Source organism: Kribbella orskensis, from assembly GCF_004342085.1.
Lineage (GTDB): Bacteria > Actinomycetota > Actinomycetes > Propionibacteriales > Kribbellaceae > Kribbella > Kribbella orskensis.
Genome location: NZ_SLWM01000001.1, coordinates 597900 through 624882 on the forward strand (window position 1 = coordinate 597900; position 26983 = coordinate 624882).

Below are 26983 nucleotides of genomic sequence, written 5' to 3' on the forward strand. Positions count from 1 at the left end.
CGGTTGAAATTACATTCCTGCAATCCACGAAAGTCAAGCCGTGGTCTGCTATTGGCTTCATCCGCAACACGGCTGCAAAAGAACGAGAGGCCTGTCTGCACAGACCTCTCGTCGTCCTTCACAGCTCGCCGGATGTGATCAGAACCGCACCACGAGCTTGTCGCTTCCCGGTCAGGAAGGCTGGGACCACCAACCCTGCTGTTCCGGCTGGCCCTGCTGCGGCTGGGAATCGTCGTCCTTCGGGGTCTCCGGAACCCGCGGTTCTACGCGGGTTTCGTCGACCGCCTCGGCCTCGGCCTCGGGCTGGGCCTGGGGCTCGGGCGCAGCCGCCGGAGCGGCCTCCTCGCCCTGCCAGGCCTGGTCGCCCTGCTGCCAGCCCTGCTGCGTCCAGGCATGCTCGCCCTGCGGATCGGCGGCCGGCTGGGCCTGCTCGCCCTGCCACTCCGGCTGGGCGGCCTGCTGGCCGTACTGCTCCTGACCGGCCCACTGCTGCTGGCCTGCGTCAGCACCGCCCCACTGCTGCTCCTGCGGCGGCCACTGCTGGCCCTGGTCCTGGCCGGACCACTGCTGCTGACCCTCGGGGCTCCACTGCTGCGTCGGCTCGGCACCGTGGCCCTCGGCCGACCAGGCCTGCTCGGCCGGCTGGGCCTCGCCCTGCGGCTGCTGCGTTTCCGCGTCGCCAGCGGACCAGGCCCGCTGCTCACCCTGGTTCCAGCTCTGCTCCTGCGGCCACTGCTGCTCGCCGCCCTGCGCCGCGGCGTAACCACCGACAGCGCCCGCACCTGCTCCGGCAGCACCCGCGCCGTAAGCGCCGTACTGGCTCTGCTCGGGCTGGCCGTACTGCCCCTGGGCGCCGTACTGGCCGTACTGCTGGCCCTGCTGGGCGCCGTACTGACCCTGCTGCCCGTACTGCGCGCCGCCGTACTGGCCCTGATCGCTCTGGCCGCCCTGACCAGCGAACTGGCCGTGCGCGCCGGCCTTCGGTGCGCGGACCGGAGCGGGCAGTGCCTGGAAGGTCTTCAGGATGTACAGACCGGCCGCGCCGTAGAGCGCGAGGCCGGCGAGGGCGTAGAGGAAGCCGACGATCTTGAGCCCGGCGGTGCCGGTCTCGGAAAAGCCCGCGAAGGCGGTGATCAGCCCGAGCAGCACGACAAGACCGGTGATCGACAGTGCCGCCAGGGTGACCGTGCGGGCGTTCGGGGTGCGCTCCCCGGCCTCGTTCACCAGCCAGACGGAGGCGACGAGCGAGATCAGCACCACCAGCGCGGTGAGTCCGGGCGGGGTGAGCGTGCCCTGCACACCGCCGGCAGCGGCGGTGAAGCCGGCGCCACCGACGAACAGCCGGATCAGCGAGGCCAGGGCCACGAGGCCGGCGAAGGCGAGCAAGATGTACGCGACCGGCTCTCTGAGCTTCTTGGTTGCGTCGGTGACCACGAGGGCTCCTCGGGAATGTTGGGGGCCGTTCAACTGACAGTTCATGCACAATCGGACCCGGGCAGCATAGTCCCGCGGTGGTCCGTTGCTTTGACGACTCGTGGAGACTGTTCCCATGCGATTGACAGTGCTTGCCGGTGGCATCGGCGGATCCACCTTCCTGCGCGGCCTGCTGAAGGCCCGGCCGGACGCCGAGATCACCGTGGTGGGGAACACCGCGGACGACATCACCCTGTTCGGCCTGCGGGTCTGCCCCGATCTCGACACGGTGATGTACACCCTCGGTGGCGGCATCTCGGCCGAGCGCGGCTGGGGCCGCGAGGACGAGACCTGGGTGATCAAGGAGGAGCTCGCGGCGTACGGCGTGGAGCCGACCTGGTTCGGCCTCGGCGACCGCGACATCGCCACCCACCTGGTCCGCACCCAGATGCTCGACGCCGGCTACGGCCTGGCCGCGGTGACCGAGGCCCTCTGCGCCCGGTGGAACCTGCCGGTCCGGCTGCTGCCGATGAGCGACGACCGGGTCGAGACGCACGTAGTGGTGGACGACCCTGAGCGGCCCGGCACGAAGAAGGCGATCCACTTCCAGGAGTACTGGGTCCGGCTGCATGCCGAGGTCACCGCGCACCAGATCGTCGCCGTGGGGTCGGAGAAGGCGAAACCGGCGCCCGGCGTCCTGGATGCCATCGCGGAGTGCGACGCGCTGCTGCTGCCGCCGTCCAACCCGGTGGTCTCGGTCGGCACGATCCTCGGCGTCCCCGGGATCCGGGACGCGGTCCGCGAGACGGCCGCACCGGTGATCGGCATCTCCCCCATCATCGGCACCGGCCCGGTCCGCGGGATGGCGGACAAGGTGCTCGCCGCGATCGGGGTGGAGTCCACCGCCGCCGCGGTCGCCACGCACTACGGGGCCCGCGCCGCGGGCGGAGTACTGGACGGCTGGTTGATCGACACGTCCGACTCGGCGCAACTGGAGTCGATCGCGACGGCGGGCATTCACGCCCAAGCAGTGCCGCTGTGGATGACCGACGACACGGCGACGGCCGCGATGGCCGATGCCGCTCTCACGCTGGCCGAGGCGGTCCGCCGGTGAGGAAGCACCTCGAGGTCTTTCCGGTCACCGGCCTGCCCGAGATCGCCGCCGGGGACGACCTGGCCGGCCTGATCGGCGACGCGGCCGACCTGCGCGACGGTGACCTGGTCTCGGTCACCTCGAAGATCGTCAGCAAGACCGAGGGCCGGCTGACCACCGCCACCCGCGACGAGGCGATCGACGCCGAGCTGGTGCGGGTCGTCGCCCAGCGCGGCGACACCCGGATCGTGGAGACGCGGCACGGCCTGGTGATGGCCGCCGCGGGCACTGACACCTCGAACACCTCGCCCGGCACGGTTCTGCTGCTGCCGGTCGACCCGGACCTGTCCGCCCGGAATCTCCGCACGGCCCTGAAGGACCGGTACGACGTGAACGTGGGCATCGTGATCACGGATACCCTGGGGCGGCCCTGGCGCAACGGCCAGACCGACCTGGCCATCGGAGCCGCCGGAATCCAGGTGATCGAGGACCTGCGCGGGACTACGGACAGCCACGGCAACGTGCTCGCGGTCACCGAGCCCGCCCTGGCGGACGAGATCGCCTCGGCCAGCGAGCTCGTGAAGGGCAAGGCCGACGGGGTGCCGGTCGCAGTACTGCGTGGGCTCTCCGACGTGGTTCTGCCTGCTGGGGAGCACGGGAGCGGTGCTCGGGCGCTCGTGCGGGACGCGGAGCTGGACCTGTTCAGCCTGGGCACGCGGGAGGCGGCGCGGGCCGCAGTACTGCAGCGGCGGGCGCCGACCGGGCCTCGTGACGTGGATCCGGCCCTGTGGGACGGCCTGCTGGTGGATGACGAGGACGTCCACATCGAGCTGCTGGACGGCTCAGTCGCCGTGTTCGGGGACGACGCGGTCGCGGTCGGCGTGATCGCCGAGCGGCTCGCCGTGCTGCTGCATGCCGAGGGTTACGGCGTCACCGTCCGGACGGGACCGGGGAGTGAGGCAACGGTCACGTTCGGCTCACGGTCTCGTTAGTTTTCTAGGCAACTTCTCAGACAGCTTGCGTACACTGCAGGCGCACGGCGGCACGGGACCGCCGCAGACCCGGGAAGATCAAATCACTGTGGGTAAGTCTCAGAAGCAGTCACGCCGCGAGCTGATCGAGAAGATGCAGCGGGACCAGGCCCGGTCCGACAAGCGCCGCACCTTGATCATCGTGGCCGCCTCCATCGTCGTCGGCCTCGCGATCATCGCCTACCCGGCGATCAAGCTGATCCAGGACTCCCGGATCCGGGACATGGCGATCAGCGAGCTCGGCGTCTCCGCCGCGGAGGCCTCCTGCGACAAGGCCACCGACGACAAGGCCACCGGCACCCAGGACCACCAGCCGGACGGAACCGTCATCCCGTACCCGGTGTCCCCGCCGTCGTCGGGCCCGCACTACGCCGTCTGGGCGCCGTTCGGGAAGAAGTTCTACACCTCCGACGACCGCCCGCCGGTGCCGAACCTGGTGCACAACCTGGAGCACGGCTACACGATCCTCTGGTACAACGAGGCGACCGCGAACAACGCCGACCAGGTGGCGCTGATCGAGAAGATCTCCAAGGCCCAGCTGCCGGAGAGCTCGAACGGCAAGTTCATCGCCGCGCCGTTCAAGGAGTCCGACGGCCAGCAGCCCTGGCCCGCCGGCAAGAACATCGCCTTCTCGCACTGGAGCGGCAACGCCCAGGGCCAGACCACCGCGTTCGGCCACCGCCAGTTCTGCGGCTCGGTCAGCGGCGAGGCACTCCAGCAGTTCATGGACAAGTACCCGGCGCTGGACGCCCAGGAGCCCAACGGCGGCTGATCCAGCTTCCCGAACAACCGAAACCCCCGGAATCCCTTTGGATTCCGGGGGTTTCGTCGTTCTCGCGGGCAGTGCTCGCCGGGTCAGACGTAGCGGTCGGCGTGGTCGGACTGGACGATGGCTACCAGGTCCTTGACGCGTTCACCGTCGGCCAGGGGGCAGACCATGGTGACGTCGTGGGTGTGGACGATGATGTGGCCGCGCAGGCCGACGGCGGCGATCAGGTGGTCGGGGTCGTCGGTGACGATCACGTTGTCGTGCGAGTCCAGCAGGCAGCTGAGCGCCGACCCGTCATGACGGTTGCCCTTGGCATCAACCTCGTAGGTGCCGGCGAGCGCGGCCCAGGAGCCGACGTCCAGCCAGTGCACCGGCATCGGTACGACGACCACGTCGGCGTCCACCTTGCCCTGCGAGGCGGGCTCCATCACCGCGTAATCCACGCTGATCTTGCGCAGCGTCGGGTAGATCTCGGCCAGCGTCGCCTCGCGCTCCGGGGCGTCCCACACCGCAGCCACCTGACGCAGTTGCGCGGCGGACTCCGGCAGCAGCGCGTCGAGCACGCTCAGCACGGTCTCGGCCCGCCAGACGAACATGCCCGAGTTCCACCAGAACCGCCCGGTGGCCAGGTACTCCTCGGCCGTCGCGCGGTCCGGCTTCTCCCGGAACCGGTCGACCACGAACGCCGCGGTGCCGTCGATCGCGTCGCCGCGTTCGACGTACCCGAGTCCGGTGTGCGGGTGGGTGGGCTCGATCCCGAACGTCACCAGCGATCGGGGGCGCTGCTCGACCACCTCGAAGCCACTCTCGATCGCGGCCCGGAACTCCGCCTCGGGCGTGATCAGATGGTCCGACCCGACGATCGCGAGCACCGCGTCCGGGTCGTTGCGGGCGACCACCGCTGAGGCCAGGCCGACCGCGTTCGCGGTGTCCCGGCCGACCGGCTCGCCGATGATGTTGTGCTCGCCGAGCTCCGGCAGTTCCTCGCGGACCAGCTCGGTGTGCGCGGCGACCGTGCAGACGTAGATGTTGGCCGGGTCGACGAGACCCTGCAGCCGGTTGTAGGCCACTCGCAGCAACGAGTTGCCCGCCGCCAACGGCAGCACCTGCTTGGGTTTGTCGGCCCTGGACAGCGGCCACAGCCGCGTGCCCGAGCCACCGGCCAGGATCACCACGTTTCGCATGGGGAGGGAGCCTACCCGGAGTGACCAGGTCCGGTCGCCAACACGTACCAGCTGTGCGCTGGTACGGCGGCCGGGTCCACCGGATCCGCCGTATCCTCCGGCCGGACGGCGAGCTCGAAGCCGTCCAGCTCCACGGGGAAACGGTGTTCCTCGTCGCCGATGTTGAGCAGCACGAGCACCTGGTCGCCGCCCTCGCCCGAGCGCAACGCGATCGCCTCGTTGGTGAGGTGCTCCACGGTTGTTCGCGCCCGCACCAGCCACGCGTTGCGACGCCGTACGCCGATCAGCCGCTGGTGCAGCCGGTACGTCGGCCAGCCGTCCTCGGCGAGTTCGTCCGGCCGGGCCGGGAAGACCGGGCGGATCGCGTCGTCGCCACCGACGCGTTCCTCCTTCACGCCGTGGAAGGCCTGCTCGTCACCGGCGTAGACGCTCGGGATTCCCGCGACCGTGAACAGAATCGCCACCGCGTGACCGAGATGCCGCTCGTCGTCCAGCTTCGAGGCGATCCGGGTGACGTCGTGGTTGCCGGCGAAGGTCTGCGGGACGAAGGTGTCGAGCAGTTCGTCGTGCCGCTTCAGCGCGTGGGCGAACTCGTAGAAGTTGCCGTCGTTCAGCGAGCTCCAGATCGCCTTCCACAGCTCGTACTGCGTGATCGAGTCGAGCCCGCTCTCCTGCGCATAAGCCGCGTAGTCGCCGTGGATCACCTCGCCGAAGAACCACGCCTCGGGGTACCGCGGCCTGACCTCGGCGAGCACCTGCCGCCAGAACGCGGGCGGTACGGCGTAGGCAGCGTCCAGCCGCCAGCCATCGACACCTCGCTCGAGCCAGTGGCACATCACGTCCACCACGTGCTGCCGGACCTCGGGCACGTCATGGTTGAGCACGACAAGATGCTCGTGCCCCTCGAACGTGTCGCCCGGCCGGAACCACTCGGGCGGCGCCTGGAAGCTCCGGCCGACGTGGTTGAACACACCGTCCAGTACGACGCGCAGCCCCTTGCCGTGCGCGGTCGCGATCAGCTGGTCGAAGTCCTCGTCATCACCCAGCCGCGGGTCGATGCGGAAGTGGTCGACCGTGTCGTAGCCGTGGGTCTCCGAGGCGAACACCGGTCCGAGCACGAGCCCGGAGCACCCCAGCTCCACCACGTAGTCGAGCCAGCCCTCCAACCTGCCGAGCCGATGCGCAACCGGGGTACCGGGAGGGTCAGCCGTCTGCTCGGCGCCCACGAACCCCAGCGGGTACACGTGCCACCAGATGGCGTGCTCAACCCACGGAGTCATCCGCACTCCTGGCCTTGTCGGCGGGAAGGTCACAGGCCACCGGGTCGGGGATGACCGCCGCGCTACGCGGTGGCGGGAGGCGAAGGTGGGCCAGGTCCGGTGGCGCGGGGGTATCGGGCCGGAAGACCGAATCGGCTTCTCCGTCGATACCGGTCGCAGGAGCGTCCGTGAGCCGGAAGCGGTCGCGCAGACGGCCATAGAAGTCAGTGGGTCCAAGGCGGACAAGGCGGAGCCGCCGGAGCGATCCGTAGACGCCGATCCAGTCGCCTGGATCCAGCACTCCGCGCAACTGGCCGTCGATGCTCACTGCAGCCTGTCCCGAGTGCGGCAGCACCCGCAGCAAAACCGGCTCGTCCGGGGCTGCCACCACAGTCCGGTTGAAGGTCATGTGCGGAGCGACCGGTGTGAACACGACCGCCTCCATGTTCGGCGACAGGATCGGGCCACCCGCCGCGAAGCTGTACGCCGTACTGCCGGTCGGGGTGGCCACGATGACCGCGTCCGCGGAGTACGACGCGAGCAGTCGGCCGGCCAGGTAGACGCCGAGGCTCACCTGGTGGTCCCGGGCGAGCTTCTCGAGCACCACGTCGTTCAGGGCGGTCACGTCCAGGGCGACGCCCCAGCCGTCTCCCTCGACAGTCTCGGGCCGGACAGCGGGCGGCGGGAGTGCCGGGCCGTGGCCGTAGCGCAGGAACGCGTCGATGCCGGTCGGGATCTCCAGCGGCCGGGAGGCGCGCATGGTGAGAGTCATGCGCTCCTCGATGGTGGCGCCGCCGTGGTGGACGGCCTCCAGCGCCTCCTCGACGTCGCCGCAGGCCACCTCGGTCAGGAAGCCCACCTTGCCGAGGTCGACACCCAGCACGGCCGCGTCGTTCTTGGCCGCGATCCGGGCACCGCGCAGGAAGGTGCCGTCGCCGCCGAGCGTGACGACCAGGTCCGGGCTGCCCGCGTGCTGCATCTCGGCCATCCCACCGCGGCGGTGCTCCTGGTTCTTCCACACGTCGATGTCGGTGCAACCGATGTCGTGCCGCGTGCACCACTCGCGGACCACCTCGGCGGCCTGGACGGCCAGCGGGCGACCCTGATGAACGACGAGACCGAGACGACTGACAGGCACAGGCTGCTCCTCGCAAAATGGTGTTCGCCACCACGGTATGACGCGCGGACGGTATCCCCACCGTCGGCCGACATTCCCCTGACATTCCCCCGGCTCTGGCGGCGCGACCAGCACCGTCGGCCAGGGGTGCAGGTTCACCCTGCTTCTGCCGACCGACGCTTGACGGCGGCGGTGATGATCGGGTCGGTCTCGTCGTCGAACTCGCCGATCACCTCCTCGAGCAGGTCCTCGAGGGCGACCACGCCGACGGGCTGGTCGCCGTCCTGGACGACGGCCAGCTGGGCGCGACGCTCCCGCATGATCCGGATCGCCGCCGCCACCGGAGTGTCGGCGGGCAGCCGCAGCGGCTCGGTCATCAGGTCCGCCGCACGGAGGGTATGACCGCCGCTGGTCGTCGCGCGGCTCGCGTCGCGGACGTGCACGATCCCGCAGATCGCAGTACCGGTGCTGACCACGGCGAGCCGCGAGCGGCCTTCACGGACGCTGGCCAGCTCCACTTCGCGAGCCGTGGCCGCGTCCGGCACCGTGACGAGCTGGGAGGTCGGGGTCATCACCTGGGCGACCGTGGTGTTCTGCAGGGCGAGCATCGCGGTGAGCAGATCGTGCTCGGCGGCCTCGAGGGTGCCGTGCTCGCGCGACGACTCGATCAGCAGCCGCAGCTCCTCCGGACCGTGCGCGTTCGCCAGCTCGTTCTGAGGTGTCACCTTGAGGACCCGCAGGCACAGGTTCGCCATGCCGTTGAGCACGATCAGCAGCGGGCGGAAGACGGTGGTGAAGGCGCGGAACGGCAGCGCGAGCAACAGCGCGGACCGCTCAGGGTCGCTGATCGCCCACGACTTGGGCGCCATCTCGCCGAGCAGGACGTGCAGCAGGCCGATGCCGCCGACCGCGATGATCAGCGAGATCACGTGCCCGACACCGTCCGGCAGCCCGATCAGCTCGAACAACGGGTGCAGCAGGTGCGCCACCGCCGGCTCGGCCAGCGCCCCGAGACCGAGCGTGCAGAGGGTGATCCCGAGCTGGGCGCCCGCGAGCATCAACGACAACTCGCTGACCCCGGCGATCGCGGCCCGGGCGGACCGGCTGCCCTGGGCGGCTGCCTGTTCGAGGCGGTGCCGCTTGGACGCGACCAGGGCGAACTCGGCCGAGACGAAGAACCCGTTGAGGATCAACAGCAGCACGGAGATCAGCAGCGCGACGGTGGTACTCATGACAGCCGCTCCACCCGGACCAGGCCGGGCACATGCCGTACCACGGTCTCCACCCTCAGGCTGACCCGCTCGGACGGGACCGGACGCCCGTCGTGGTCGAACCGCTGCGGCAACTCGACCACCACCTCGTCACCGACCACCGGGATCCGCCCGAGCCGGGCCATCACCAGTCCGGACACGGTGTCGTAGTACTCGTCCTCCGGCAGCGAGATCCCGAGGGCCTCGTCCACCTGGTCGATCCGCCAGCGGGCCGGGAAGGTCCAGCTGCCCTCCGGGTTCGGCACCAGGTCCGGCTCCGGCAGGTCGTCCTCGTCGTGGATCTCCCCGACCAGTTCCTCGGCGATGTCCTCCAGCGTCACGATCCCGTCGAAGCCGCCGAACTCGTCCACCACGATCGCCAGCTGGCGGTGCGCAGTACGGAGCTGTTCCAGTACTACGGGAAGCGGAAGGGTGAACGGGACGATCACGGGTGATGAGGCAAGTGAGCCGACGGTGACGTGATGACGGTCCGCGGGTTCCACCTCGACGACGTCGCTGATCGCGACCACCCCGACCACCTCGTCGACCGACGCGGCGATCACCGGGAACCGGCTGTGCCCGGCGTCGAGCAGTTCGACCACCCGGCTCAGCGGCTCGTCCTCGTGCACGGTGATCACGTCGACCCGCGGCACCATCACCTCGCCCGCGATCCGGTCGCGGAAGTCCAGCCCGCGATCCAGCAGCCGGGTGGTGTCCTGGTCCAGCAGGCCCTGCTCGAAGGAGGTGGCGATGATCCGGTCCAGGTCCTGCGCGGTGGCGCCCTGCGGCAGTTCCTCCACCGGCTCGATGCCGACCCGGCGCAGGATCCGGTTGGAGGCCGAGTCGAACACGTGGATCAGCGGTCCCGCGACGGTGAGGTACATCAGGGTGGACCGGGACAGCCGCAGCGCGATCGCCTCGGCGCGGGCGATCGCCAGGTTCTTCGGCGCCAGCTCGCCGAACACCATCTGGATGATCGTTGCCAGCAGCAAGGCCAGGATCACCGACACGGACAGGCTGACGCTGCGCGGCAGTCCCGCGGTACCGAGCAGTTCCTCCAGCCCCGCGCCGAGGTAGGGCTGGGCGACGTACCCGGCCAGCAGGGCGGTGACGGTGATCCCGATCTGGGCGCCGGACAGCACGAAGGACAGCCGCGAGGTCACCTTCAGGGCCCGCTCGGCCGCGCCGTCCCCCGCCTCGGCCAGCGCCTGGAGCCGGTTGCGGTCGACGGCGACGTAGGAGAACTCCTGCGCCACGAAGTAGCCGGTGGCAACGGTCAACGCCAGGATCAGCAGCAGGCCGATCAGGATCAACATGAACCGACTTTACGAGCATTCCAGCTACCCGGGCACTGCGGGGTGCCAGGGCAGGACCTTGCGGTCGCGGATCAGTTCGCCGTAGTTGGCCGGGTCGAGGTGGTCGGCGAGGAGGAGGTCGAGGATCGGCACGACGGCGGCCTCGGGGGTGCGGGCCTGGCTGAAGTCGTCGAACCAGGGGCGAGAGGCGCGGGTGTCCACGAGGCCCGGGCAGACCGAGGCGATCAGGGTGTTCAGCGGGAGATCGGTGGCGCGGCGCTCGGCGGCCGCTGCGCGTACTGCGGCCACCTGGCCGACCTTGGAGGGCAGGTTGATCCAGTGCGGCCAGCCTTGATCCTCGGCCGTGCCTTCGTGGATCGCCTGTCGCCAGTCCTCGACGGCCTTCTCGACCTGCTCGAGGGTGACGCCGTCGAATAGCGGGTGCAGTTGCGCGTCCAGGTGGTCGATCGTGCCGAGAGAACTCGCCACCACGAGCAACCTGCCGCCTGGCCGGAGTACGGGACCGAAGGAGCGCAGGACGGCGGTGGTGCCTCCGTTGGCGACGGCGATGAATTCGTCGGCCTGCTCGGCCTGCGGGCGATCCGGCGTCAGCGGGCCGATGGCGTTCGAGACCACGAGGTCGACGCCGCCGTACGCCTCCTGAAGTTCTTCGGCGAGAGCGGCGATCGCGTCGGCGTCGGTGACGTCGAGGACGCGGCCCTCCACCTTGGCGACGCCGTCGATCCGCCGGACGGCCTCGGCCACGCGCTCGGGATTGCGGCCGGTCAGCAGGACCAGGTCCTCGGAGTTCAGGCGGGCGGCCAGTCCGGCGACCAGAGCGAAGCCGATCCCCTGGTTGGCCCCGGTCACAAGGGCGATGCGTTGAGCTGTCATGCCGCCAGGCTAGGAACGCCTCCTCCATGACACCAACGAGACTTGGGCACAGCTAGTATGCGTAAACGTCATGGATTTCTCCGACGTCTCCCTGGTCGCCCTGCGGGTCTTCCGCGAGGTCGCCGAGCGCGGCACCTTCACCGCGGCAGCGACCTCCCTGGGCTACACCCAGTCGGCCGTCTCGCGGCAGATCGCCTCGATCGAGCGGGCCGCTGGCGCCTCGTTGCTGGAGCGCCGCCGCGACGGCGTCCGCCTCACCACCGCGGGACAGGTCGTACTGCGGAACGCGGCGCGCGTGCTCGACCAGATCGACGCGACCACCCGTGAGCTGGCCGGGTTGCCGGCGGAAGGTGGCACCGTGCGGCTCGGCTGGTTCCCCAGCGCGGGCGCGGTGCTGTTGCCGCGGGCAATCGCCTCGCTGCGCCGGTCGCAGCCGGCGATCCGGGTGGTCAGCCGGGAAGGTTCGACACCGTCGTTGGTCCGCGCGCTGCGAGCCGGGACCGTGGACCTGGCACTGCTCGCCTCGGCGCCGCCCTTCCGGCCGCTGGACGCGGAGTCTCCGACGCTGGAACTGGAGACGCTGATCGAGAGGTCACTGATGCTCGCGGTGCCGACCGGTCATCCGCTGGCCGCGGGCGATTCGGTGGACGTGGCCGAACTGCGAGGTCAACGCTGGATCGCGGGACCGGCCGCCGGCGAGGACACTCTGATGGGGGTCTGGCCAGGGCTCGACGAGCGGCCGGAGATCGCCCACACCGCTCGCGACTGGCTGGCGAAGCTGCACCTGGTCGCGGCCGGAGCCGGGCTGACTACCGTGTCGGCGTCACTCGCCGGAGCCGCGCCGCCCGGTGTCCGGATCATCGCCGTCCACGGCGGGCCCCAGGAGCTGCGGCGCATCGTCCTGGCCCGGCTGCCCGGCCGGCTGACCGACGCCGCCGCCCACCTCGCCGACGCCCTGCGCACCACCGTCCCCTGAAACCTTGTCCTCGCCGCTGGTGATCTTGCGGTACTCGACCAGCGCGCGGGCGGCGTTGCGGGTCAGGTCCGGCAGTTTGTTCGCGCCGAACAGCACGACCACGACGGCCAGCAGGATGATCCATTCGCCACCCTCGGGCAGCGCCAGCTGTGACACCATCTCGATCCTTCTTTCCCGAGTCCCCAACCAACATACGTCGGTGCCCGAACGTAGGGTTGCGGCGTGACCGGAACCCTGCCCGACCTGTTCGCCGCCGCGGTCCGCCGCGACGGTGCCAACCCCTTCCTGACGTACTACGACGACACGTCCGGCGAGCGGATCGAGCTCAGCGCGGTGACCACCGCGAACTGGGTCTCGAAGACCGCCAACCTGCTCGTCGACGAGTACGACCTGGAGTCGGGCGAGACCGTCGCGCTCGGCCTGCCGCCGCACTGGCTGGGCGTGGTCTGGGCGCTGTCCGCGTGGTCCGCCGGAGCGGCCGTGACCACCGGCGAGGGCTCGCTGGCGATCACCGGGCCCGACTTCGGCGTCCGGGGCTCGCGCGAGACGATCGCGTCCGCGCTGCTGCCCCTGGGCGGCCGGTTCCGCGAGCCGTTGCCCGATGGCGTGCACGACTACGGCGCCGAGGTCTACAACCACCCGGACCTGTTCGTCCCCTTCGATCCGCCCACGCCCGGCTCTCCGGCGTACGACGAGAAGACGCACGCCGAGGTGATCGAAGCTGCGACGCCGATCACGGACCGGGTGCTCACCACCGTCGACCTGGTCTCGCCCGACGGCCTCGGCACCCTCGTCGGCGTGGTCGCCGGAGGCGGTTCGATCGTGCTCTGCCGGAACCTGGACCCAACCAAGCTGGACCGGCGGATCGCCGACGAGAAGGTCGACCGAGTACTGGAGGAGAGCTGATGCAGCGATTCGAGGGGAAGGTCGCGCTGGTCACCGCGGGGGCCCAGGGCATCGGCCTGGCCGTGGCGCGGCGGATCGCGGCCGAGGGTGGGTCCGTGGTCGTGACCGACTTGCAGGAGGACAAGATCGCGGCTGTGGCCGAGGAGATCGGCGCTGACCGGGCTCTCGCGATCAAGGTCGACGTGACGTCGCGGGATGACGTCGACGCGGCGGTGGCAGCGGCGGCCGAGCGGTTCGGCCGGCTGGACGTACTGGTGAACAACGCGGGCGGCTGCATCGTCAGCACGGTGCCCGAGGACACCACGGACGAGGAGTGGCACCGTCAGCTCGACCTGACCCTGGTCGGCGCCGCGCGCTGCATCCAGGCCTCGCTCCCGCACCTGGTCAAGACCCGCGGCAACGTGGTCACGATCAGCTCGGTCAACGGCGTGGCCGCCTTCGGCAACATCGAGTACGCCGCCGCCAAGGCCGGCCAGATCGTCATGTCGCAGAACTTCGCCGCGCGGTACGGCCCTCTCGGGGTGCGCTTCAATGTCGTTGCCCCCGGCACCGTCCGGACGCCGAACTGGGACAACCAGCCGGGCACGCTGGAGAGGTTCGAGACCATGTACCCGCTCGGCCGGGTCGGCGAGCCCGAGGACATCGCGGCCGCGGTCGCCTTCCTCTCCTCCGACGACGCCGCCTGGATCACCGGCCACACCCTCCCGGTGGAAGGCGGCATCCTCACCGGCCCCGGCCTCTTCGACCTGACCACCTCGGGCCCGGCCCACAAGGAGTACTGAGCCGCGGACACTCTCGCCACGTAATGTCGGCAACGTGGAGATCGACGCTGGGGTTGCTGCGAATTACGACGAACTGCCGTTGTGGTCGGCGCCGTTTGGGCAGCTGCTGTTGGAGCATGTGCCGTTGCGCCGGGGGCAGACCATCGTGGACGTCGGGGCGGGGACTGGGTTTCTGACGGTGGAGCTTGCGCAGCGGAGTGGGGCTGGGCGGGTGGTTGCAGTCGATCCCTGGGGCGATGCGATGGAGGTGTTGCGGCGCAAGGTCGAGTTCTTGAAGTTGAGGAATGTCGACGTGGTGGTTGGGGATGCGTCCGAGCTCGACCTCGACGACGGGTCGGTTGATGTCGTGGTGTCCAACCTCGGCATCAACAACTTCGACAACGCGGATGTCGTACTGCGGGAGTGCCATCGTGTACTGCGGCCTGGAGGTCGGCTGTTGATCAGCACCAACCTGGTCGGGCACATGGCGGAGTTCTACGACGTCTTCGGTGAGGTGCTCGACCGACTCGGCCAGGATCGCAAGCCCTTGGACGAGCACGTCAACCACCGGGCCACTGTCGCCGGAACCCTTGCTCTGCTGGAATCGGCCGGGTTCACCGCGACGGTTGCCGGCCGGGACACCTTCACCCAGCGGTACGTCGACGGCACCGCGCTCTTCAACCACTACTTCATCCGGCTCGGGTTCCTCGACGGCTGGCAGACGGTCGCGGGCGACGAAGTACTGGTTGCCGTCGAGGAAGAGCTCAACCGGCGCGGCGGGGTGACGCTCACCATCCCCGCCGCCTGCTTCGAGGGCGTCAAACCCTGAAGCAGGTCAGGGCTTCTTCGGCCAGGCTTCCCACGCGGTGGCGAACATCTCGTCGACGGTATGGGTGTTCTTCCACTCGAGGTCGCGGGCGGCGAGTTCGCCGGAGGCGACGACGCGCGAGGGGTCGCCCGGGCGGCGCGGGCCTTCGGTCGGGGTGAAGTCGATGCCGGTGACGCGGCGGGCGGCGTCCATGATCTCGCGGACCGAGGTGCCCGTGCCGCTGCCGAGGTTGTAGACCCGCTCGAGCGTCTTGCCCGAGTCGAGGGCACGCGCGGCGGCGACGTGCGCCCGGGCCAGGTCGGCCACGTGCACGTAGTCCTTCACCGAGGTGCCGTCCGGCGTCGGGTGGTCGGTGCCGTAGATCTGCGGCACCTTGCGCTGGCTCAACAGGTTGCACACGATCGGGAAGAGGTTGTACGGGCTGGCGTCGTAGACCTTCGGGTCACCCGAGCCGACGACGTTGAAGTAGCGCAGCGAGGTGTGGTTCAGCTTGCCGCCTTGCGACTCGAGCGCCTTCGCCTGGTCCGCAAGGAGCCACTCGCCGATGAGCTTCGTCTCGCCGTACGGGCTCTGCGGGTTCGGCGCGGTCTGCTCGGTGACCACCTCGTCCTCGGGGGTGCCGTAGACGCCGGCGCTGGAGGAGAAGACGATGTTGCGCACGCCGGTGTCGGCCATCGCGGTGAGCAGCGAGACCATCGCGGTGACGTTCTGGGTGTAGGTGTGCATGGGCTTCTCGACCGAGACCCCGGCGTACTTGTAGCCGGCCAGGTGCACGACGCCGCTGACGCCTTCCAGCGCCTTGCGGGTGGCCTCACCGTCGAGCAGGTTCGCCTCGACGAACGGCACGCCCTCGACCAGGAACTCGGCCTTGCCGCTGGACAGGTCGTCGATCACGACCACGTCGATCCCGTCCGCCAGGAACGCGCGCACCACGTGCGACCCGATGTATCCCGCCCCGCCAGTCACCAGCCATGTCATACCCAGATGCTCCCATCTACCCGGTCCGGCGTTGGCGCCGCCCTCACCATCATTTAACCACATAAACGATCAGATTCACTCACAAATACACATCCAGCTCGCCTGCGCAGGCTGTTCCGAACCGGGAGGAAAGGCGTGGTCTGCGCTTAGGATGCGCGGATGATGGGACTAGTCCTCGCCGCCGGTGCCGGCCGCCGCCTCCGCCCGTATACCGACACATTGCCGAAGGCGCTGGTCCCGATCGACGCGACCACAACAGTGCTCGACCTGACGCTGGCGAACTACGCCGAGGTCGGCATCACCGACGTCGCGATCGTGGTCGGGTACGCCGCAGACGCTATCGCAGGCCGAGTGAACGACTTCCAGGACCGGTACGGCGTGACGCTGGAGCTGGTGCCGAACGACAAGGCCCTGACCTGGAACAACGCATACTCCCTCTGGTGCGCCCGCGACCTGCTGAGCCAGGGGGTGATGCTGGCCAACGGCGACACCGTCCACCCGGCCTCGGTCCAGCGGACGCTGCTCGACGCGCGCGGCGAGGACCGGCAGATCATCCTCGCCCTCGACACCGAGAAGTCCCTCGCCGAGGAGGAGATGAAGGTGATCTGGACGTCCGAGAACGGCGTTCGCACCATCACCAAACTGATGGATCCGGCCGAGGCCACGGGTGAGTACATCGGCGTCACCCTGATCGAACCGGACGCCGCGGCCGCCCTCACGGAAGCGCTGAAGCTCACCTGGCAACGAGATCCCAACCTGTACTACGAAGACGGCTACCAGCTGCTCGCCGACCAGGGCCTCCGGATCGACGTCGCCCCGATCGGCAAGGTCGACTGGGTAGAGATCGACAACCACGACGACCTAGCCCGAGCCCGCGAGATCGTATGCCCCTCCTAGCCCGGATGATCCCCGCGCCGCTGGTCGTCGACGTACGGCGTGGCGCGCTGGCGGAGCTGCGGGCGATCCTGGCGGACCAGCGCATCTCCACCTCGGGGCGGGTGGCGATCGCCGTCGGCGCGACGTACGGGCCGGTGGTGCGGGAGACCTTCCGGCACGGGCTGGCCGGCGCGGACTGGTTCACCGTCGACGGCGGCTCGATCAACACCGCGATCAAGCTGGTCCATCAGATCCGCCGGCAGCGGTACGACGCGGTCGTCGGAATCGGCGGCGGCACCGTGCTCGACGTGACCAAGTTCGCCGCCGCGCGGCTCGGGCTGCCGATGGTCGCCGTCGCGACGAACCTCGCGCACGACGGCATCGCCTCGCCGATCAGCACCCTCGACAACGACGCCGGCCGCGGCTCGTACGGCGTACCGGCGCCGATCGCCGTCCTCGTCGACCTCGACCTGATCGCGCAGGCGCCGCCGCGATCGGTCCGGTCGGGCATCGGCGAGATCGTCTCGAACCTGTCCGCGATCGCCGACTGGGAGGCCGCGCACAGCCTGCGCGGCGAGGAGATCGACGGGCTCGCGGTATCGCTGGCCAGGACCGCGGCGCAAGCGGTGATGAACCACCCGGGCAGCATCCTCGAGGACACCTTCCTTGCCGTACTGGCCGAAGGGCTGGTGCTGTCCGGCATCTCGATGGTCGTGGCCGGTTCGTCGCGGCCGTCGTCCGGCGCCTGCCACGAGATCTCGCACGCGATCGACCTGCTGCACCCGACCCGGCGCGCCTACCACGGCGAGCAGGTCGGGCTCGGCGCCGCGTTCGCGTGGTTCCTGCGCGGGGACCTCGACACGTTCCACGCGACCGTGGACTGCCTGTACCGGCACGGGTTGCCGGTACGGCCGGCGGATCTGGGGTTCAGCCTGGAGGAGTTCGAGGCGATCGTCGCGTACGCGCCGCAGACCAGGCCCGGCCGGTTCACCGTGCTGGAGGAGGCGGCGTTGACGCCCGCCCGGATCGAGGCCAAGGTGAGCGCGTTCAACGACCACGCCTCTGCGCGGATCGCGTCGCCTGCCATCAGCCCTGAGGGAACCGTTCTGGAGGACCTGTGAGCTCAGCGCCCGTGGACCGTCACCTGGACTGGCCGGACTGCCGCAACGCCCGCGATCTCGGTGGACTGCCGACCAGCGACGGCCGGGTGATCCGGACCGGCGCCCTGATCCGCTCGGACTGTCTGCAGTTCCTGACGCCTGAAGGTGTCGCCATCGTCCGGAAGGCCGGAGTGAGCCGGGTCGTCGATCTGCGGTCGGAGGCCGAGGTCACCGGCTTCCCGACGCCCTTCACGGCCGACCCGATCGGGATGCACGTGCCGGTCCAGGACACTGCCGACCCCGGCGACCAAACCACCATCGTCGGCACCTGCATCGCCATGCTCGACCAGCGCCCGGAGTACTTCGCGGCCGCGGTCCTCGCGATCGCGGAAGCCCCCGAGGGCGCGGTGGTCGTGCACTGCTACGGCGGCAAGGACCGGACCGGCATGGTGGTCGCCCTCGCGCTGGCGGCGGCCGGAGTACCGGAGGACGAGATCGTCGCCGACTATGCCCTCACCCAGGCCCGCCTGGCCCCGATGCTCGCCGAACAACTAGCCGCCGAACCCGACGAGTCCCTCCACCCCGAGATGATCGAGTTCCGCGACACCCGCCCCGCCTCCCTCACCGCCATCCTCCGCCACCTGGACACGAAGTACGGCGGCCCCGTCCCCTACCTCCACCACGGCGGCCTCACCGAAGCCCAACTAGAAACCCTCAAGGCCCGCTTGCTCGCCTGACCGCGGCGACGCAAAAGGCCGCCATTCAGGCCGAGACCGGACGGCTGCGCGAGGTCAAGAACGGACAGTGACCACCATGCCGCCCCGGCGGTTGAGCGACACAGAGGCTGCCGGTGTGAAACGGGTAGGTGGTGGCCAGTAGATTGGCCCGCATGTCAACCGCCGCCGACCCGGCCGGGACCGCTGAGCTGGCGGCCATGGCCGAGCGCCACGGGTTGTCCAGGAGCTCAGCACGACCGGAGCTCCCGGGCTACCTCCGCGAACTGTGGAGCCGCCGCCAGTTCATCGTCAGCTATGCCCGGGCGCGCACCTACGCGATGTACGCCGGTGCGCGGCTGGGGTCGGTCTGGCAGGTGCTCACCCCGCTACTGAACGCAGCTGTGTACTACCTGGCCTTCGGGGTGCTGCTGGGCACCAAGAACGGCATCCCCAACTACCCCGCGTTCCTGATCTGCGGGATGTTCGTCTTCACCTACACGCAGCGCTCGATGACCGAGGGTTCCCGGGCGATCTCGCTGAACATGTCGCTGATCCGCACCCTGCACTTCCCGCGCGCCACCCTGCCGCTGGCGTACGTGGTGAACGAGCTGAACCAGATGGCCGTCTCGATGGGCATCCTGTTCTTGCTGGTCGGATTCACCGACGGGGTGTCCTTGAAGTGGTTCCTGGTCATCCCGGCGCTGGCACTGCAGACGATGTTCAACATCGGTATGACACTGATCTTCGCCCGGCTCGGCACCTTCGTCTCCGACATCAGCCAGTTGCTCCCGTTCGTCACCCGGACCTGGCTGTACGCCTCGGGCATCTTCTTCTCGATCCCCGACAAGCTGGCCGCGCTGGATGCGCCGCCCTGGGTGATCCACCTGCTCGCGCTGAACCCGATCACGGCGTACATCGACATCGTCCGGCGGGCGCTGCTCGACCAGCACGAGCAGCACCAACTGCCGTACGCCTGGCCGATCGCGGCCGCGTGGGCCGTGATCGCGCTGGTCGGCGGGTTCATCTACTTCTGGCGCGCGGAGGACAGGTACGGCCGTGGCTGAAGAAGCAGTGCCGACGGTGATCGCCGACGGCGTCAACATCATCTACAAAGTGATCGCGGGCCAGGGCGGCAAGGGCACCGCGGCGACCGCGTTCCGCCGGATCCTGAAACGCCAGGACCGCCCGACCATCCGCGAGGTGCACGCGGTCAAGAACGTCACCTTCACGGCGTACAAGGGCGACGCGATCGGCGTGATCGGCCGCAACGGCTCCGGCAAGTCGACCCTGCTCCGGGCGATCGCCGGGCTGCTGCCGCCCGCCTCCGGCGCGATCTACACCGGCGGCCAGCCGTCCCTGCTCGGCGTCAACGCGGCGATGATGAACGACCTGACCGGCGACCGGAACGTCGTACTGGGTTGCCTGGCGATGGGGATGTCCCCGGACGAGATCCAGCAGCGGTACGACGAGATCGTGGAGTTCTCCGGGATCGGCGAGTTCATCGACCTGCCGATGTCGACCTACTCCTCCGGCATGTCCGCCCGGCTGAAGTTCGCGATCGCCTCCGCCAAGACCCACGACATCCTCCTCGTCGACGAGGCCCTGGCCACCGGCGACGCCGAGTTCCGCGTCCGCTCCGAACAGAAGATCAAAGATCTCCGCACCGAAGCCGGCACCGTGTTCCTGGTCAGCCACAGCCTCGACGTCGTCCTGGACACCTGCAACCGAGCCATCTGGCTCGACAAAGGCGTCCTCCGCATGGACGGCGAGGTCCGCGAGGTGGTCCACGCCTACAACCGAGAAGCAACGGCCGCCCGCTAGCACAACGACCCGCCGCGCGGCTCCTCGTCACCCGGTTGACCTACCCCCTGCGCGCGCTCCTACGTCCCGTGGGCGGGTGGGTGCAGGTGGGTTGGATCGGATCAGGTAGTGGATGGGTGACATCGGGCTCCTACGTCGCCTCACAGGCAACGGCGTGCCCGGTAATCGCTGAGGACGGGCGAGGCGAGTCGGGCCGCCTGGCCACCTCCCCCGCGGTCATGTCACCACCCCTAGCCCGTCCGGCGATCACGCGCTCCACCGCGACCAGTTGGCCTCCCTGAGCGGCGACGAGGAGCCACAGGGGGCGCCGTACTAGGCCGTGGCGGGTGGGGCGGTGGCTGCGGGCGGGACGGGGCGCTCCTGGAGGCCGATGAGGAAGCCTAGGCCCCAGGAGACGTGCATGGTGGCGCACACCAACGGGAGCCAGAAGAGGGCTTTCCAGGGGAGGTAGCGGCCTTCCATGGCTGAGCCGACCAGGAGGAGGAGGGCGTAGCCGAGGGGCGCCAGGAAGCCGATGTCGAGCCAGCTGATGCCGGTGGCGAGGCCGATGATGCCCAGGATCGTGCCGAGGGCGAGGAGGATTACCGCGACCGGTGGGGCCAGGTAGCGCTTGTTGGCGGTTTCCGGGTGCCGGCGGATCACCTCGCGGCGCCACTGGCCGGTGTGGAAGAACTGCTTCGCCACGTCCTGCAAGGACGAGCGCGGCCGGTAGGTGACGGACAGGTCGGGGCTGAACCAGATCAGCCCGCCGGTCTTGCGGATCCGGTAGTTCAGCTCCCAGTCCTGGGCCCGGTGCATCGTCTCGTCGAAGCCGCCGACGCGTTCGAGCGCGGCCCGGCGGAAGACGCCGAGGTACACCGTGTCGGCCGGCCCGGCCTTGCCGCCCTGGTGGAACGTCGAGGCGCCCAGCCCGAGCCGGGACCGGTATGCGCAGGCGACGGCCATCTCGATCGGGGTGCGTCCCTCGGCCGCCATCACGCCGCCGACGTTGTCCGCGCCGCTCTCGTGCAGCACCTCGACCGCCCGGGTGATGTAGCCCTGCGTCAGCACACCGTGCCCGTCGACCCGTACGACGATGTCGTGGCGGGCGTGGGCGATCCCGGTGTTCAGGCCCGACGGCGTCTTGCCGGACGGGTTCGCCACGATCGTGATCCGCTTGTCGGCCTCGGCCAGGCGGTCCGCGATCTCCTGGGTCCGGTCCTTGCTCGGACCGATCGCCAGCACCACTTCCAGCTCGCCGGGGTACTCCTGGTCGAGGACGCGGCCGACCGCCTCTTCGAGGTGGCGTTCCTCGTTCAGCACCGGCATCACGACGGACACGGGGGGCCAAGGGGACAAGGACATGTTCAGGTCAGGCCTTACAGATCGAGGCGACGTCGTCGACGTCGTTGCCGGGTTTGGACGGGGTGCTGCTGGTCTTGCCGGGGTCGGCCGAGGTGCTCGGCTTCTTCACCGGAGTACTACTCGGGGTGTTCGCGCTCTTACCGTCTCCGTCATCGGTCGCCTTGTCCAGCGCTTCGGACTTTCCGATCGCCTCGGCCACCTTGCTCCGGATCAGCTCGAAATCGGGGTTGCTGGTGCGGATCAGCGGTGGGACCGCGGAGAAGCTTGACACCGGCAGCTTCTTCGCGTCCAGCGCGAGATCCGTGAAGGTGCCCAGTTCACCCGACGGGATGTCGGTGTTGACGACCTTCTTGCTCGCCTTCGCGATGCCCTGGAACTTGGTCAGCACCTTCTGCGGCGACAGCTGGTTCAGCATCGCCGTCATCACGCACTTCTGCCGGGTCATCCGCTCGTAGTCTGTCGCACCGGCCCTCGACCGCGCGAACCAGAGGGCGTGATAGCCGTCCAGATGCTGGTTCTTGCCGGTTTCGATGTAGCCCTTGATGGGCGAGCCGATGCCGCCGATCGGGACGCGCTTGCCGACGTCCAGGGTGATCCCGCCGACCGCGTTCAGCAGGTCGCGGAAGCCGGCCAGGTCGATCAGCACGTGGTAGCTGACCTTCAGCCCGGTGATCGCCTCGACCGCCTGCTTGGTCGCGGTGACGCCGGGGTTCGGGTCGCTGGGGAACAACTGCTTGTGTCCGTCGGCGAAGGTGTAGACGCCGTTCAGCAGGCAGTTCTCGGCGCAGTCCGCCCATTTGAAGCCGTCCGGGAACTGCTTGGCCATCGGGGTGCCGTCCGGGAACGGCACCTTGGCCATGTTCCGCGGCAGCCCGATCAGCACGGTCCGGCCGGTGTTCGCGTCGACGCTGGCCAGTGTGATGCTGTCCGGCCGGGTGCCGATCCGGTCCGCGCCGGAGTCGCCACCGAGCAGCAACACGTTGTAGCGGCCCTTGTCCGCCTCGGACTTCTTCCCGTTGCCGAACACGCTGGCGACGAAGTCGCGCTGGGAGGAGACGATCGTGCTGCCCCAGATCAGCGCGCCGACGACCAGGAAGACCAGGACGCCGTCCAGGATGCTCGCGGTGAGCCGGTGCCTGCGCTCCAGCGTCAGCGGACGGCCGAGCCGGTAGGCGTCGACGAACAGCGCGGCCCAGCCGATCGCGAGCACGATCAGGGCGATCTGGAGGAAGCGCAGGGTCTTCGGCGAGACCATCAGGTTGATCGCGCCGGCCCGCCAGACCAGCGACAGCACGATCACGAAGACGAGGATCGCGAAGATGCCGGCGATCACCCGCCAGGCCCACCGGCCGGCGCGCTTGCTGCCGGCCACGATCTGCGCGGATCCGGGTAGCAGCAGGGTCATCAGCAGCAGCGTCAGCGCTCGCTTGAACCGAACCGGCTCGCTGAGGTTGCGCAGGTCTGGCTTGTCCTGCGACATGACGTCCTTCCGTTCTCCGTACGGCGCTGCCGGCACTTCTCCCCCGGGACGGCGTCTCCCCTGTGTATCGGTATCGCGTCGCAATCAGTATGGCCACGGGTCGGCGACCACCCTCTCAGGCGCGCCGCCGTCCCTCTCGTTCCCCATCCGCCACCTGGTACGACGTACCGGGCGCTGCCATGGTTCGGGCCGGGCGGATCCGGAAACGAAGGGTAACAGGGCATTCACTGCCCGCAGGCGCAAGGTGGGGGGCGCCAGCCTGGTACCCGGAGGTAAACCCGTGCATCCACGGCGTGGCGGGCAACTTTCATCGACTTGTGATGGCCGGATGCGCCGTTCATCGGATACGAAGAGTCCTGGCACGACTACACCCTGCTTGCGCTGACTCCGGCGGGTCGCCGCGCCGGGCGCCGACTTCACCGGGATCGCCGCGCTGAGCAACTGCTCCGCCTCGCTCGTCCGGTACGCCGAGTCGCTGTCCACCGACAAGGCCCTCGTGCCTGCGAGGCCGACGCCGCGGGCAACAGCGAAACCCGGCCGCCGCTGACCGGTTGCTGAGGGCCGGGCGTTTCGGGGGCGAAGGGTGACATAGACCACTTGTGATCCGGTATGGTCGCCGCCCATGGCAGTCGACTCCTCCACGCCCGGCCAGGTCAGCGCTCCCCGGTGGCACAGTCCCCTGGGAGTCAGACCGCGGTTGGTGGCGTCCAGCGCGCTGATGTTGTTCCTCGAGCTGGCCCTGATCCGCTGGACCGGCTCGAACGTCGTGCACCTGAGCTACTTCTCGAACTTCGTGCTGCTCGGCTCGTTCCTCGGCATCGGGATCGGCATCCTGCGGTCCGGCCGGGCGAAGCGGCTGCCGTACTACTCGCCGGTCATGCTCGGCCTGCTGGTCGCGGTGATCGCCTGGAAACCCGTCACGGTCGACCGCGGCAGCTCCTCCAGCGTCATCTACTTCACCAGCCTGAACACCACCGGGCCGCCGGTCTGGGTGATCCTGCCGATCGTCTTCGTCGCCGCGGCCGTCGTGCTGGCCGGGCCGGCGGAGCTCGTCGGCCGGTGCTTCGCGGAGCTGCCGCGGCTGACGGCGTACCGGTACGACCTGATCGGCAGCCTGCTCGGCATCGCGGCCTTCACCGGGCTGTCGTTCCTGGGGGCGCCGCCGATCTGGTGGGGCGTGATCGTCACGCTGTCGTTCCTGGTGCTGATGGTCCCGCGGCAGCAGCGGAAGGCCACCGCCACCGCGCTCAGTGCCGCGCTGGTGCTCACGCCCCTGCTGGTGATGGTGGGCGTGCTCTTCCACGAGTCCACCCGGCCCGAGAACAGCTGGTCGCCGTACTACAAGGTGCAGACGGCCGACTCGGAGTTCCAGGGTGTGCCGCTGCTCACGATCACCGTGAACGGCGTACCGCACCAGCAGGCGATCCCGGCCGCGAGCCGGCTGCAGTGGGAACCGCAGTACGGGATGCCGTACGAGCGCGCCGTGGCCGGCAAGCAGCCCGGCAACGTCCTCATCATCGGCGCCGGCAGCGGCACCGATGTCGCGATCGCGCTGAGCAAGGGCGCCAAGCACGTCGACGCGGTGGAGATCGACCCGCGGATCCGCGACATCGGCCGCGAGCGCAACCCGGACAAGTCGTACTCGGACCCGCGGGTGACCTCGCACATCGACGACGGGCGGGCGTTCCTGTCCCGGACCGACAAGAAGTACGACCTGATCCTGCTGGCGCTGCCGGACTCGCTGACGCTGGTGAACGGTGCGAGCTCGCTGCGGCTGGAGAGCTACCTGTTCACCCAGCAGGCGTTCGAGAGCGCGCGGGACCACCTGGCGCCGGGTGGCGCGTTCGCGATGTACAACTACTACCGCGAGACCTGGCTGATCGACCGGCTCGCGTCGACCGCGCAGGCCGCCTTCGGGCACAAGCCGTGCGTGGACAAGGTCGGCGACGAACTGCAGCAGGCCGTGGTGACCGTGGGCCTGACCGAGGCCGACCAGTCGTGTGGTTCCACCTGGGCCGGCGCGACCGCGATCACGCCGCCTCCGGCCACGGACAACCGGCCGTTCCTCTACCTGTTCACCGACCGGATCCCATCGCTCTACCTGATCACGCTCGGGCTGATCCTGGTGGCCGGGATCATCGGCGTCGGCATCGCCGGCGGCGGCTCGTCGTACCGGCGGATGCGGCCGTACGCGGACCTGTTCCTGCTGGGTGCCGGGTTCATGCTGCTGGAGACGAAGAGCATCACCGGGTTCGCGCTGCTGTTCGGTACGACGTGGGTGGTCAACGCGATCGTCTTCGCCGGCGTGCTCCTGGCGGTGCTCGCCGCGGTCGAAGTGACGAGGCGGTTCAAGACACCACCACTGAAGGTGATGTACGTCGTGCTGTTCGGCGGGTTGCTGCTCAGCTGGGTGTTCCCGGACAGCTGGCTGCTCTCGATGCCGGTCGGGCTGCGCGCGCTGGTCGCGGTGCTGATCGCGTTCCTGCCGATCTTCGCGGCCAACGTGATCTTCGCCAAGCGCTTCACCGACACCGCCGACGCCACCGCCAGCTTCGGCGCCAACCTGCTCGGCGCGATGCTCGGCGGCTGCCTCGAGTACGCAGCCCTGATCATCGGCTTCGACGGCCTGCTGATCGTCGCCGCACTCCTGTACGCCGGGGCCTTCCTACTCAGCCCCAAGTCGTCCGGAGTACTCAGGACCTAGCCGCCGTACTAGACCTCCTGGGCCAGGACCCTCGACGCCCTCGACGCAGTCCTCAGCAACTGGCCGCCGTCGTGATGGATCAGGTGTCCTGGGGGCGGTCGTCGTTCGGGCGGTCCGGGTTGGGCCCGGGGTTGTAGGAGCCCGGCGGCGGATACCCCTGCGGCGGCTGCCCCGGCTGCTGATAGCCCTGCTGCGGGTAACCCGGTTGCTGGTAGCCGGGCGGCTGCTGGCCGGGGTACGGGTATCCGCCCGGCCCGCCTGGGAAGGTGTTGCCCGGCCGGTTCGCCTTGCGACGCTTGACCGCGCCGACGATCAGCAACACGACCCCCAGGCCGATGAAGACCAGGAGAGACCCGAGCAGGCCGAAGATGGCGCCGACGAAGCCCAGGATCGACATCCGCGGCCCGACGCCGTACGACGCACCGGTGTCGTCGTCGGCGCAGCTGACCACGTACTCGCCGGGCGGCACCGTCTCGACCGAGCGGGCGATCACGTACCAGGTGTTGTTGTTCACCGTGATCGTCTCGGACCCGGTGGGTGACTCCAGCGGCACATCCGCACCGCTCGAGTCCTTCACCTCGCACGGCGGCCGCAGTACGGGCTGGGACGAGTAGATCGTCAGGCCGTCCTCCTCGAGGCGAACCGTGCCACTGGTGCCGATCCGCTCGGGTGAGCGCGGCGCTGTCTCGACGATCCGCCAGACGAAGAACCCGGCCAGCACGAGGCCGATGACGAAACTGGCGATCGCGAGCCAGGTCAGCGTCCGCCGCGGCGCCGGCGCCGCTGGTTGCCCGGGATAGGTCGTCATACCCGAACGCTAGCCGCTCAGGCCCATCAGCGGGGGTCAGCGCCGTCACGGTACGCCGAGCAGGCGCAGCCCGGCGGCAGTGGCGGCTGCGGCGACGACCACGAGCACGAAGGGCACCTTGCGCCAGGCGAGCACTCCCCCGACCAGCACTCCAGCCGGCCGCGCGATCCCCGCACCACCGTGTCCGTCAGTGAGAGCGGCAGTCGCCACCAGCGCCGCCAACAGGACCACCGCGGCCGCGGCCATCACCTGCTGCGCGCGCTCGGGTAGTTCGAACCGCGTCCGCATCAACGGCCCGGCAAGCCGCAGCGAGAAGGTGCCCACGGCAAGGACGAGAATCCCGACCAGCAACAGCGTCGTATTCATCGGACAACCTCCA

General features: G+C 69.4%; 25 protein-coding genes and 1 pseudogene. 13 read left to right on the forward strand and 13 right to left on the reverse strand.

The features are described 5' to 3' along the window. Nucleotides 1-171: 171 nt before the first annotated feature. Complete coding sequence (locus EV644_RS02920) at nt 172-1434, reverse strand: hypothetical protein (protein WP_132187081.1); 1263 nt, start codon at nt 1432-1434, stop codon at nt 172-174. Nucleotides 1435-1549: 115 nt separating this feature from the next. Between EV644_RS02920 and cofD the strand changes: the two genes are divergently transcribed. The 3 genes from cofD (at nt 1550) to EV644_RS02935 (ending at nt 4309) form a co-directional block, all read left to right on the forward strand. Then, nucleotides 1550-2527 carry a 2-phospho-L-lactate transferase gene (gene cofD, locus EV644_RS02925; protein ID WP_132187080.1) on the forward strand — a complete coding sequence of 326 codons (978 nt, stop codon included), beginning with the start codon at nt 1550-1552 and terminating at the stop codon, nt 2525-2527. Beyond that, entirely contained in the window at nt 2524-3498 is a 975-nt protein-coding gene (locus EV644_RS02930) for a coenzyme F420-0:L-glutamate ligase (RefSeq protein WP_132187079.1), read from the forward strand. Before cofD ends, EV644_RS02930 begins: the two co-directional genes overlap by 4 nt. 88 nt (nt 3499-3586) lie before the next feature. Continuing rightward, nucleotides 3587-4309, forward strand: a complete 723-nt coding sequence (locus EV644_RS02935; RefSeq protein WP_132187078.1) for a thioredoxin-like domain-containing protein — start codon at nt 3587-3589, stop codon at nt 4307-4309. Between the two features lie 83 nt (nt 4310-4392). Here EV644_RS02935 and EV644_RS02940 read toward each other — a convergent pair whose 3' ends face one another. From EV644_RS02940 to EV644_RS02965, 6 genes are all read right to left on the reverse strand, one after another. Then, the gene (locus EV644_RS02940) at nt 4393-5490 is read right to left on the reverse strand and encodes a mannose-1-phosphate guanylyltransferase (RefSeq protein ID WP_132187077.1); all 1098 of its coding nucleotides are present in this window, start codon (nt 5488-5490) and stop codon (nt 4393-4395) included. A gap of 11 nt (nt 5491-5501) precedes the next feature. Continuing rightward, a complete protein-coding gene (locus EV644_RS02945) occupies nt 5502-6770 on the reverse strand; it encodes an alpha-amylase family protein (protein WP_132187076.1) in 1269 nt (422 codons plus the stop codon). Beyond that, on the reverse strand, nt 6754-7887 hold the full coding sequence (locus tag EV644_RS02950; protein ID WP_241997794.1) for an NAD(+)/NADH kinase: 1134 nt from the start codon (nt 7885-7887) through the stop codon (nt 6754-6756). The genes EV644_RS02945 and EV644_RS02950 overlap by 17 nt, the downstream gene beginning before the upstream one ends. A 134-nt stretch (nt 7888-8021) precedes the next feature. Then, on the reverse strand, nt 8022-9098 hold the full coding sequence (locus EV644_RS02955; RefSeq protein ID WP_132187075.1) for a hemolysin family protein: 1077 nt from the start codon (nt 9096-9098) through the stop codon (nt 8022-8024). Beyond that, nucleotides 9095-10432 carry a hemolysin family protein gene (locus EV644_RS02960; protein ID WP_132187074.1) on the reverse strand — a complete coding sequence of 446 codons (1338 nt, stop codon included), beginning with the start codon at nt 10430-10432 and terminating at the stop codon, nt 9095-9097. The genes EV644_RS02955 and EV644_RS02960 overlap by 4 nt, the downstream gene beginning before the upstream one ends. A gap of 24 nt (nt 10433-10456) precedes the next feature. After that, on the reverse strand, nt 10457-11305 hold the full coding sequence (locus tag EV644_RS02965; RefSeq protein ID WP_132187073.1) for an SDR family NAD(P)-dependent oxidoreductase: 849 nt from the start codon (nt 11303-11305) through the stop codon (nt 10457-10459). A 70-nt stretch (nt 11306-11375) separates the two neighbouring features. Here EV644_RS02965 and EV644_RS02970 point away from each other — a divergent pair, with 70 nt between their 5' ends. Next, nucleotides 11376-12281, forward strand: coding sequence for a LysR family transcriptional regulator (locus EV644_RS02970; RefSeq protein WP_132187072.1), 906 nt, complete (start codon nt 11376-11378; stop codon nt 12279-12281). Between the two features lie 27 nt (nt 12282-12308). Here EV644_RS02970 and EV644_RS47640 read toward each other — a convergent pair. Then, nucleotides 12309-12440: pseudogene (locus tag EV644_RS47640) on the reverse strand (twin-arginine translocase TatA/TatE family subunit); the annotation flags it as partial. Nucleotides 12441-12503: 63 nt separating this feature from the next. Between EV644_RS47640 and EV644_RS02980 the strand changes: the two are divergent. The 3 genes from EV644_RS02980 to EV644_RS02990 are packed head-to-tail and all read left to right on the forward strand — an operon-like array spanning nt 12504 to nt 14777. Next, a complete protein-coding gene (locus tag EV644_RS02980; protein ID WP_132187070.1) occupies nt 12504-13187 on the forward strand; it encodes a TIGR03089 family protein in 684 nt (227 codons plus the stop codon). After that, nucleotides 13187-13969 (forward strand): SDR family NAD(P)-dependent oxidoreductase, encoded by a 783-nt coding sequence (locus EV644_RS02985; protein WP_132187069.1) that lies wholly within the window; start codon nt 13187-13189, stop codon nt 13967-13969. The genes EV644_RS02980 and EV644_RS02985 overlap by 1 nt, the downstream gene beginning before the upstream one ends. 34 nt (nt 13970-14003) lie before the next feature. After that, nucleotides 14004-14777: a class I SAM-dependent methyltransferase gene (locus tag EV644_RS02990; RefSeq protein ID WP_132187068.1), complete on the forward strand. Its 774-nt coding sequence runs from the start codon at nt 14004-14006 to the stop codon at nt 14775-14777. A gap of 6 nt (nt 14778-14783) precedes the next feature. Here the strand turns inward: EV644_RS02990 and galE are convergent, their stop codons facing one another. Continuing rightward, on the reverse strand, nt 14784-15755 hold the full coding sequence (gene galE, locus EV644_RS02995; protein WP_132187067.1) for a UDP-glucose 4-epimerase GalE: 972 nt from the start codon (nt 15753-15755) through the stop codon (nt 14784-14786). Nucleotides 15756-15914: 159 nt separating this feature from the next. Here galE and EV644_RS03000 point away from each other — a divergent pair, with 159 nt between their 5' ends. From EV644_RS03000 to EV644_RS03020, 5 genes are all read left to right on the forward strand, one after another. Next, complete coding sequence (locus EV644_RS03000; protein WP_132187066.1) at nt 15915-16652, forward strand: phosphocholine cytidylyltransferase family protein; 738 nt, start codon at nt 15915-15917, stop codon at nt 16650-16652. Continuing rightward, complete coding sequence (locus tag EV644_RS03005) at nt 16640-17752, forward strand: iron-containing alcohol dehydrogenase family protein (RefSeq protein WP_132187065.1); 1113 nt, start codon at nt 16640-16642, stop codon at nt 17750-17752. The genes EV644_RS03000 and EV644_RS03005 overlap by 13 nt, the downstream gene beginning before the upstream one ends. Next, nucleotides 17749-18468, forward strand: a complete 720-nt coding sequence (locus tag EV644_RS03010; protein ID WP_241997790.1) for a tyrosine-protein phosphatase — start codon at nt 17749-17751, stop codon at nt 18466-18468. The genes EV644_RS03005 and EV644_RS03010 overlap by 4 nt, the downstream gene beginning before the upstream one ends. Before the next feature lie 152 nt (nt 18469-18620). Next, nucleotides 18621-19511 carry an ABC transporter permease gene (locus tag EV644_RS03015; protein WP_132187064.1) on the forward strand — a complete coding sequence of 297 codons (891 nt, stop codon included), beginning with the start codon at nt 18621-18623 and terminating at the stop codon, nt 19509-19511. Next, the gene (locus EV644_RS03020; protein ID WP_132187063.1) at nt 19504-20268 is read left to right on the forward strand and encodes an ABC transporter ATP-binding protein; all 765 of its coding nucleotides are present in this window, start codon (nt 19504-19506) and stop codon (nt 20266-20268) included. Before EV644_RS03015 ends, EV644_RS03020 begins: the two co-directional genes overlap by 8 nt. Nucleotides 20269-20580: 312 nt before the next feature. On the opposite strand, the gene EV644_RS03025 is transcribed toward EV644_RS03020, so the two are convergent. Both EV644_RS03025 and EV644_RS03030 read right to left on the reverse strand, forming a co-directional pair. Next, nucleotides 20581-21612 (reverse strand): glycosyltransferase family 2 protein, encoded by a 1032-nt coding sequence (locus EV644_RS03025; RefSeq protein ID WP_132187062.1) that lies wholly within the window; start codon nt 21610-21612, stop codon nt 20581-20583. Between the two features lie 7 nt (nt 21613-21619). Further along, a complete protein-coding gene (locus tag EV644_RS03030; RefSeq protein ID WP_132187061.1) occupies nt 21620-23092 on the reverse strand; it encodes an LCP family glycopolymer transferase in 1473 nt (490 codons plus the stop codon). Nucleotides 23093-23714: 622 nt separating this feature from the next. Here EV644_RS03030 and EV644_RS03040 point away from each other — a divergent pair. Further along, the gene (locus tag EV644_RS03040; protein ID WP_132187060.1) at nt 23715-25796 is read left to right on the forward strand and encodes a spermine/spermidine synthase domain-containing protein; all 2082 of its coding nucleotides are present in this window, start codon (nt 23715-23717) and stop codon (nt 25794-25796) included. 79 nt (nt 25797-25875) lie between these two features. On the opposite strand, the gene EV644_RS45130 is transcribed toward EV644_RS03040, so the two are convergent. Both EV644_RS45130 and EV644_RS03050 read right to left on the reverse strand, forming a co-directional pair. After that, nucleotides 25876-26604, reverse strand: a complete 729-nt coding sequence (locus EV644_RS45130; RefSeq protein ID WP_199239608.1) for a hypothetical protein — start codon at nt 26602-26604, stop codon at nt 25876-25878. 45 nt (nt 26605-26649) lie between these two features. After that, nucleotides 26650-26970 (reverse strand): AzlD domain-containing protein, encoded by a 321-nt coding sequence (locus tag EV644_RS03050; protein ID WP_132187059.1) that lies wholly within the window; start codon nt 26968-26970, stop codon nt 26650-26652. Nucleotides 26971-26983: the final 13 nt, after the last annotated feature.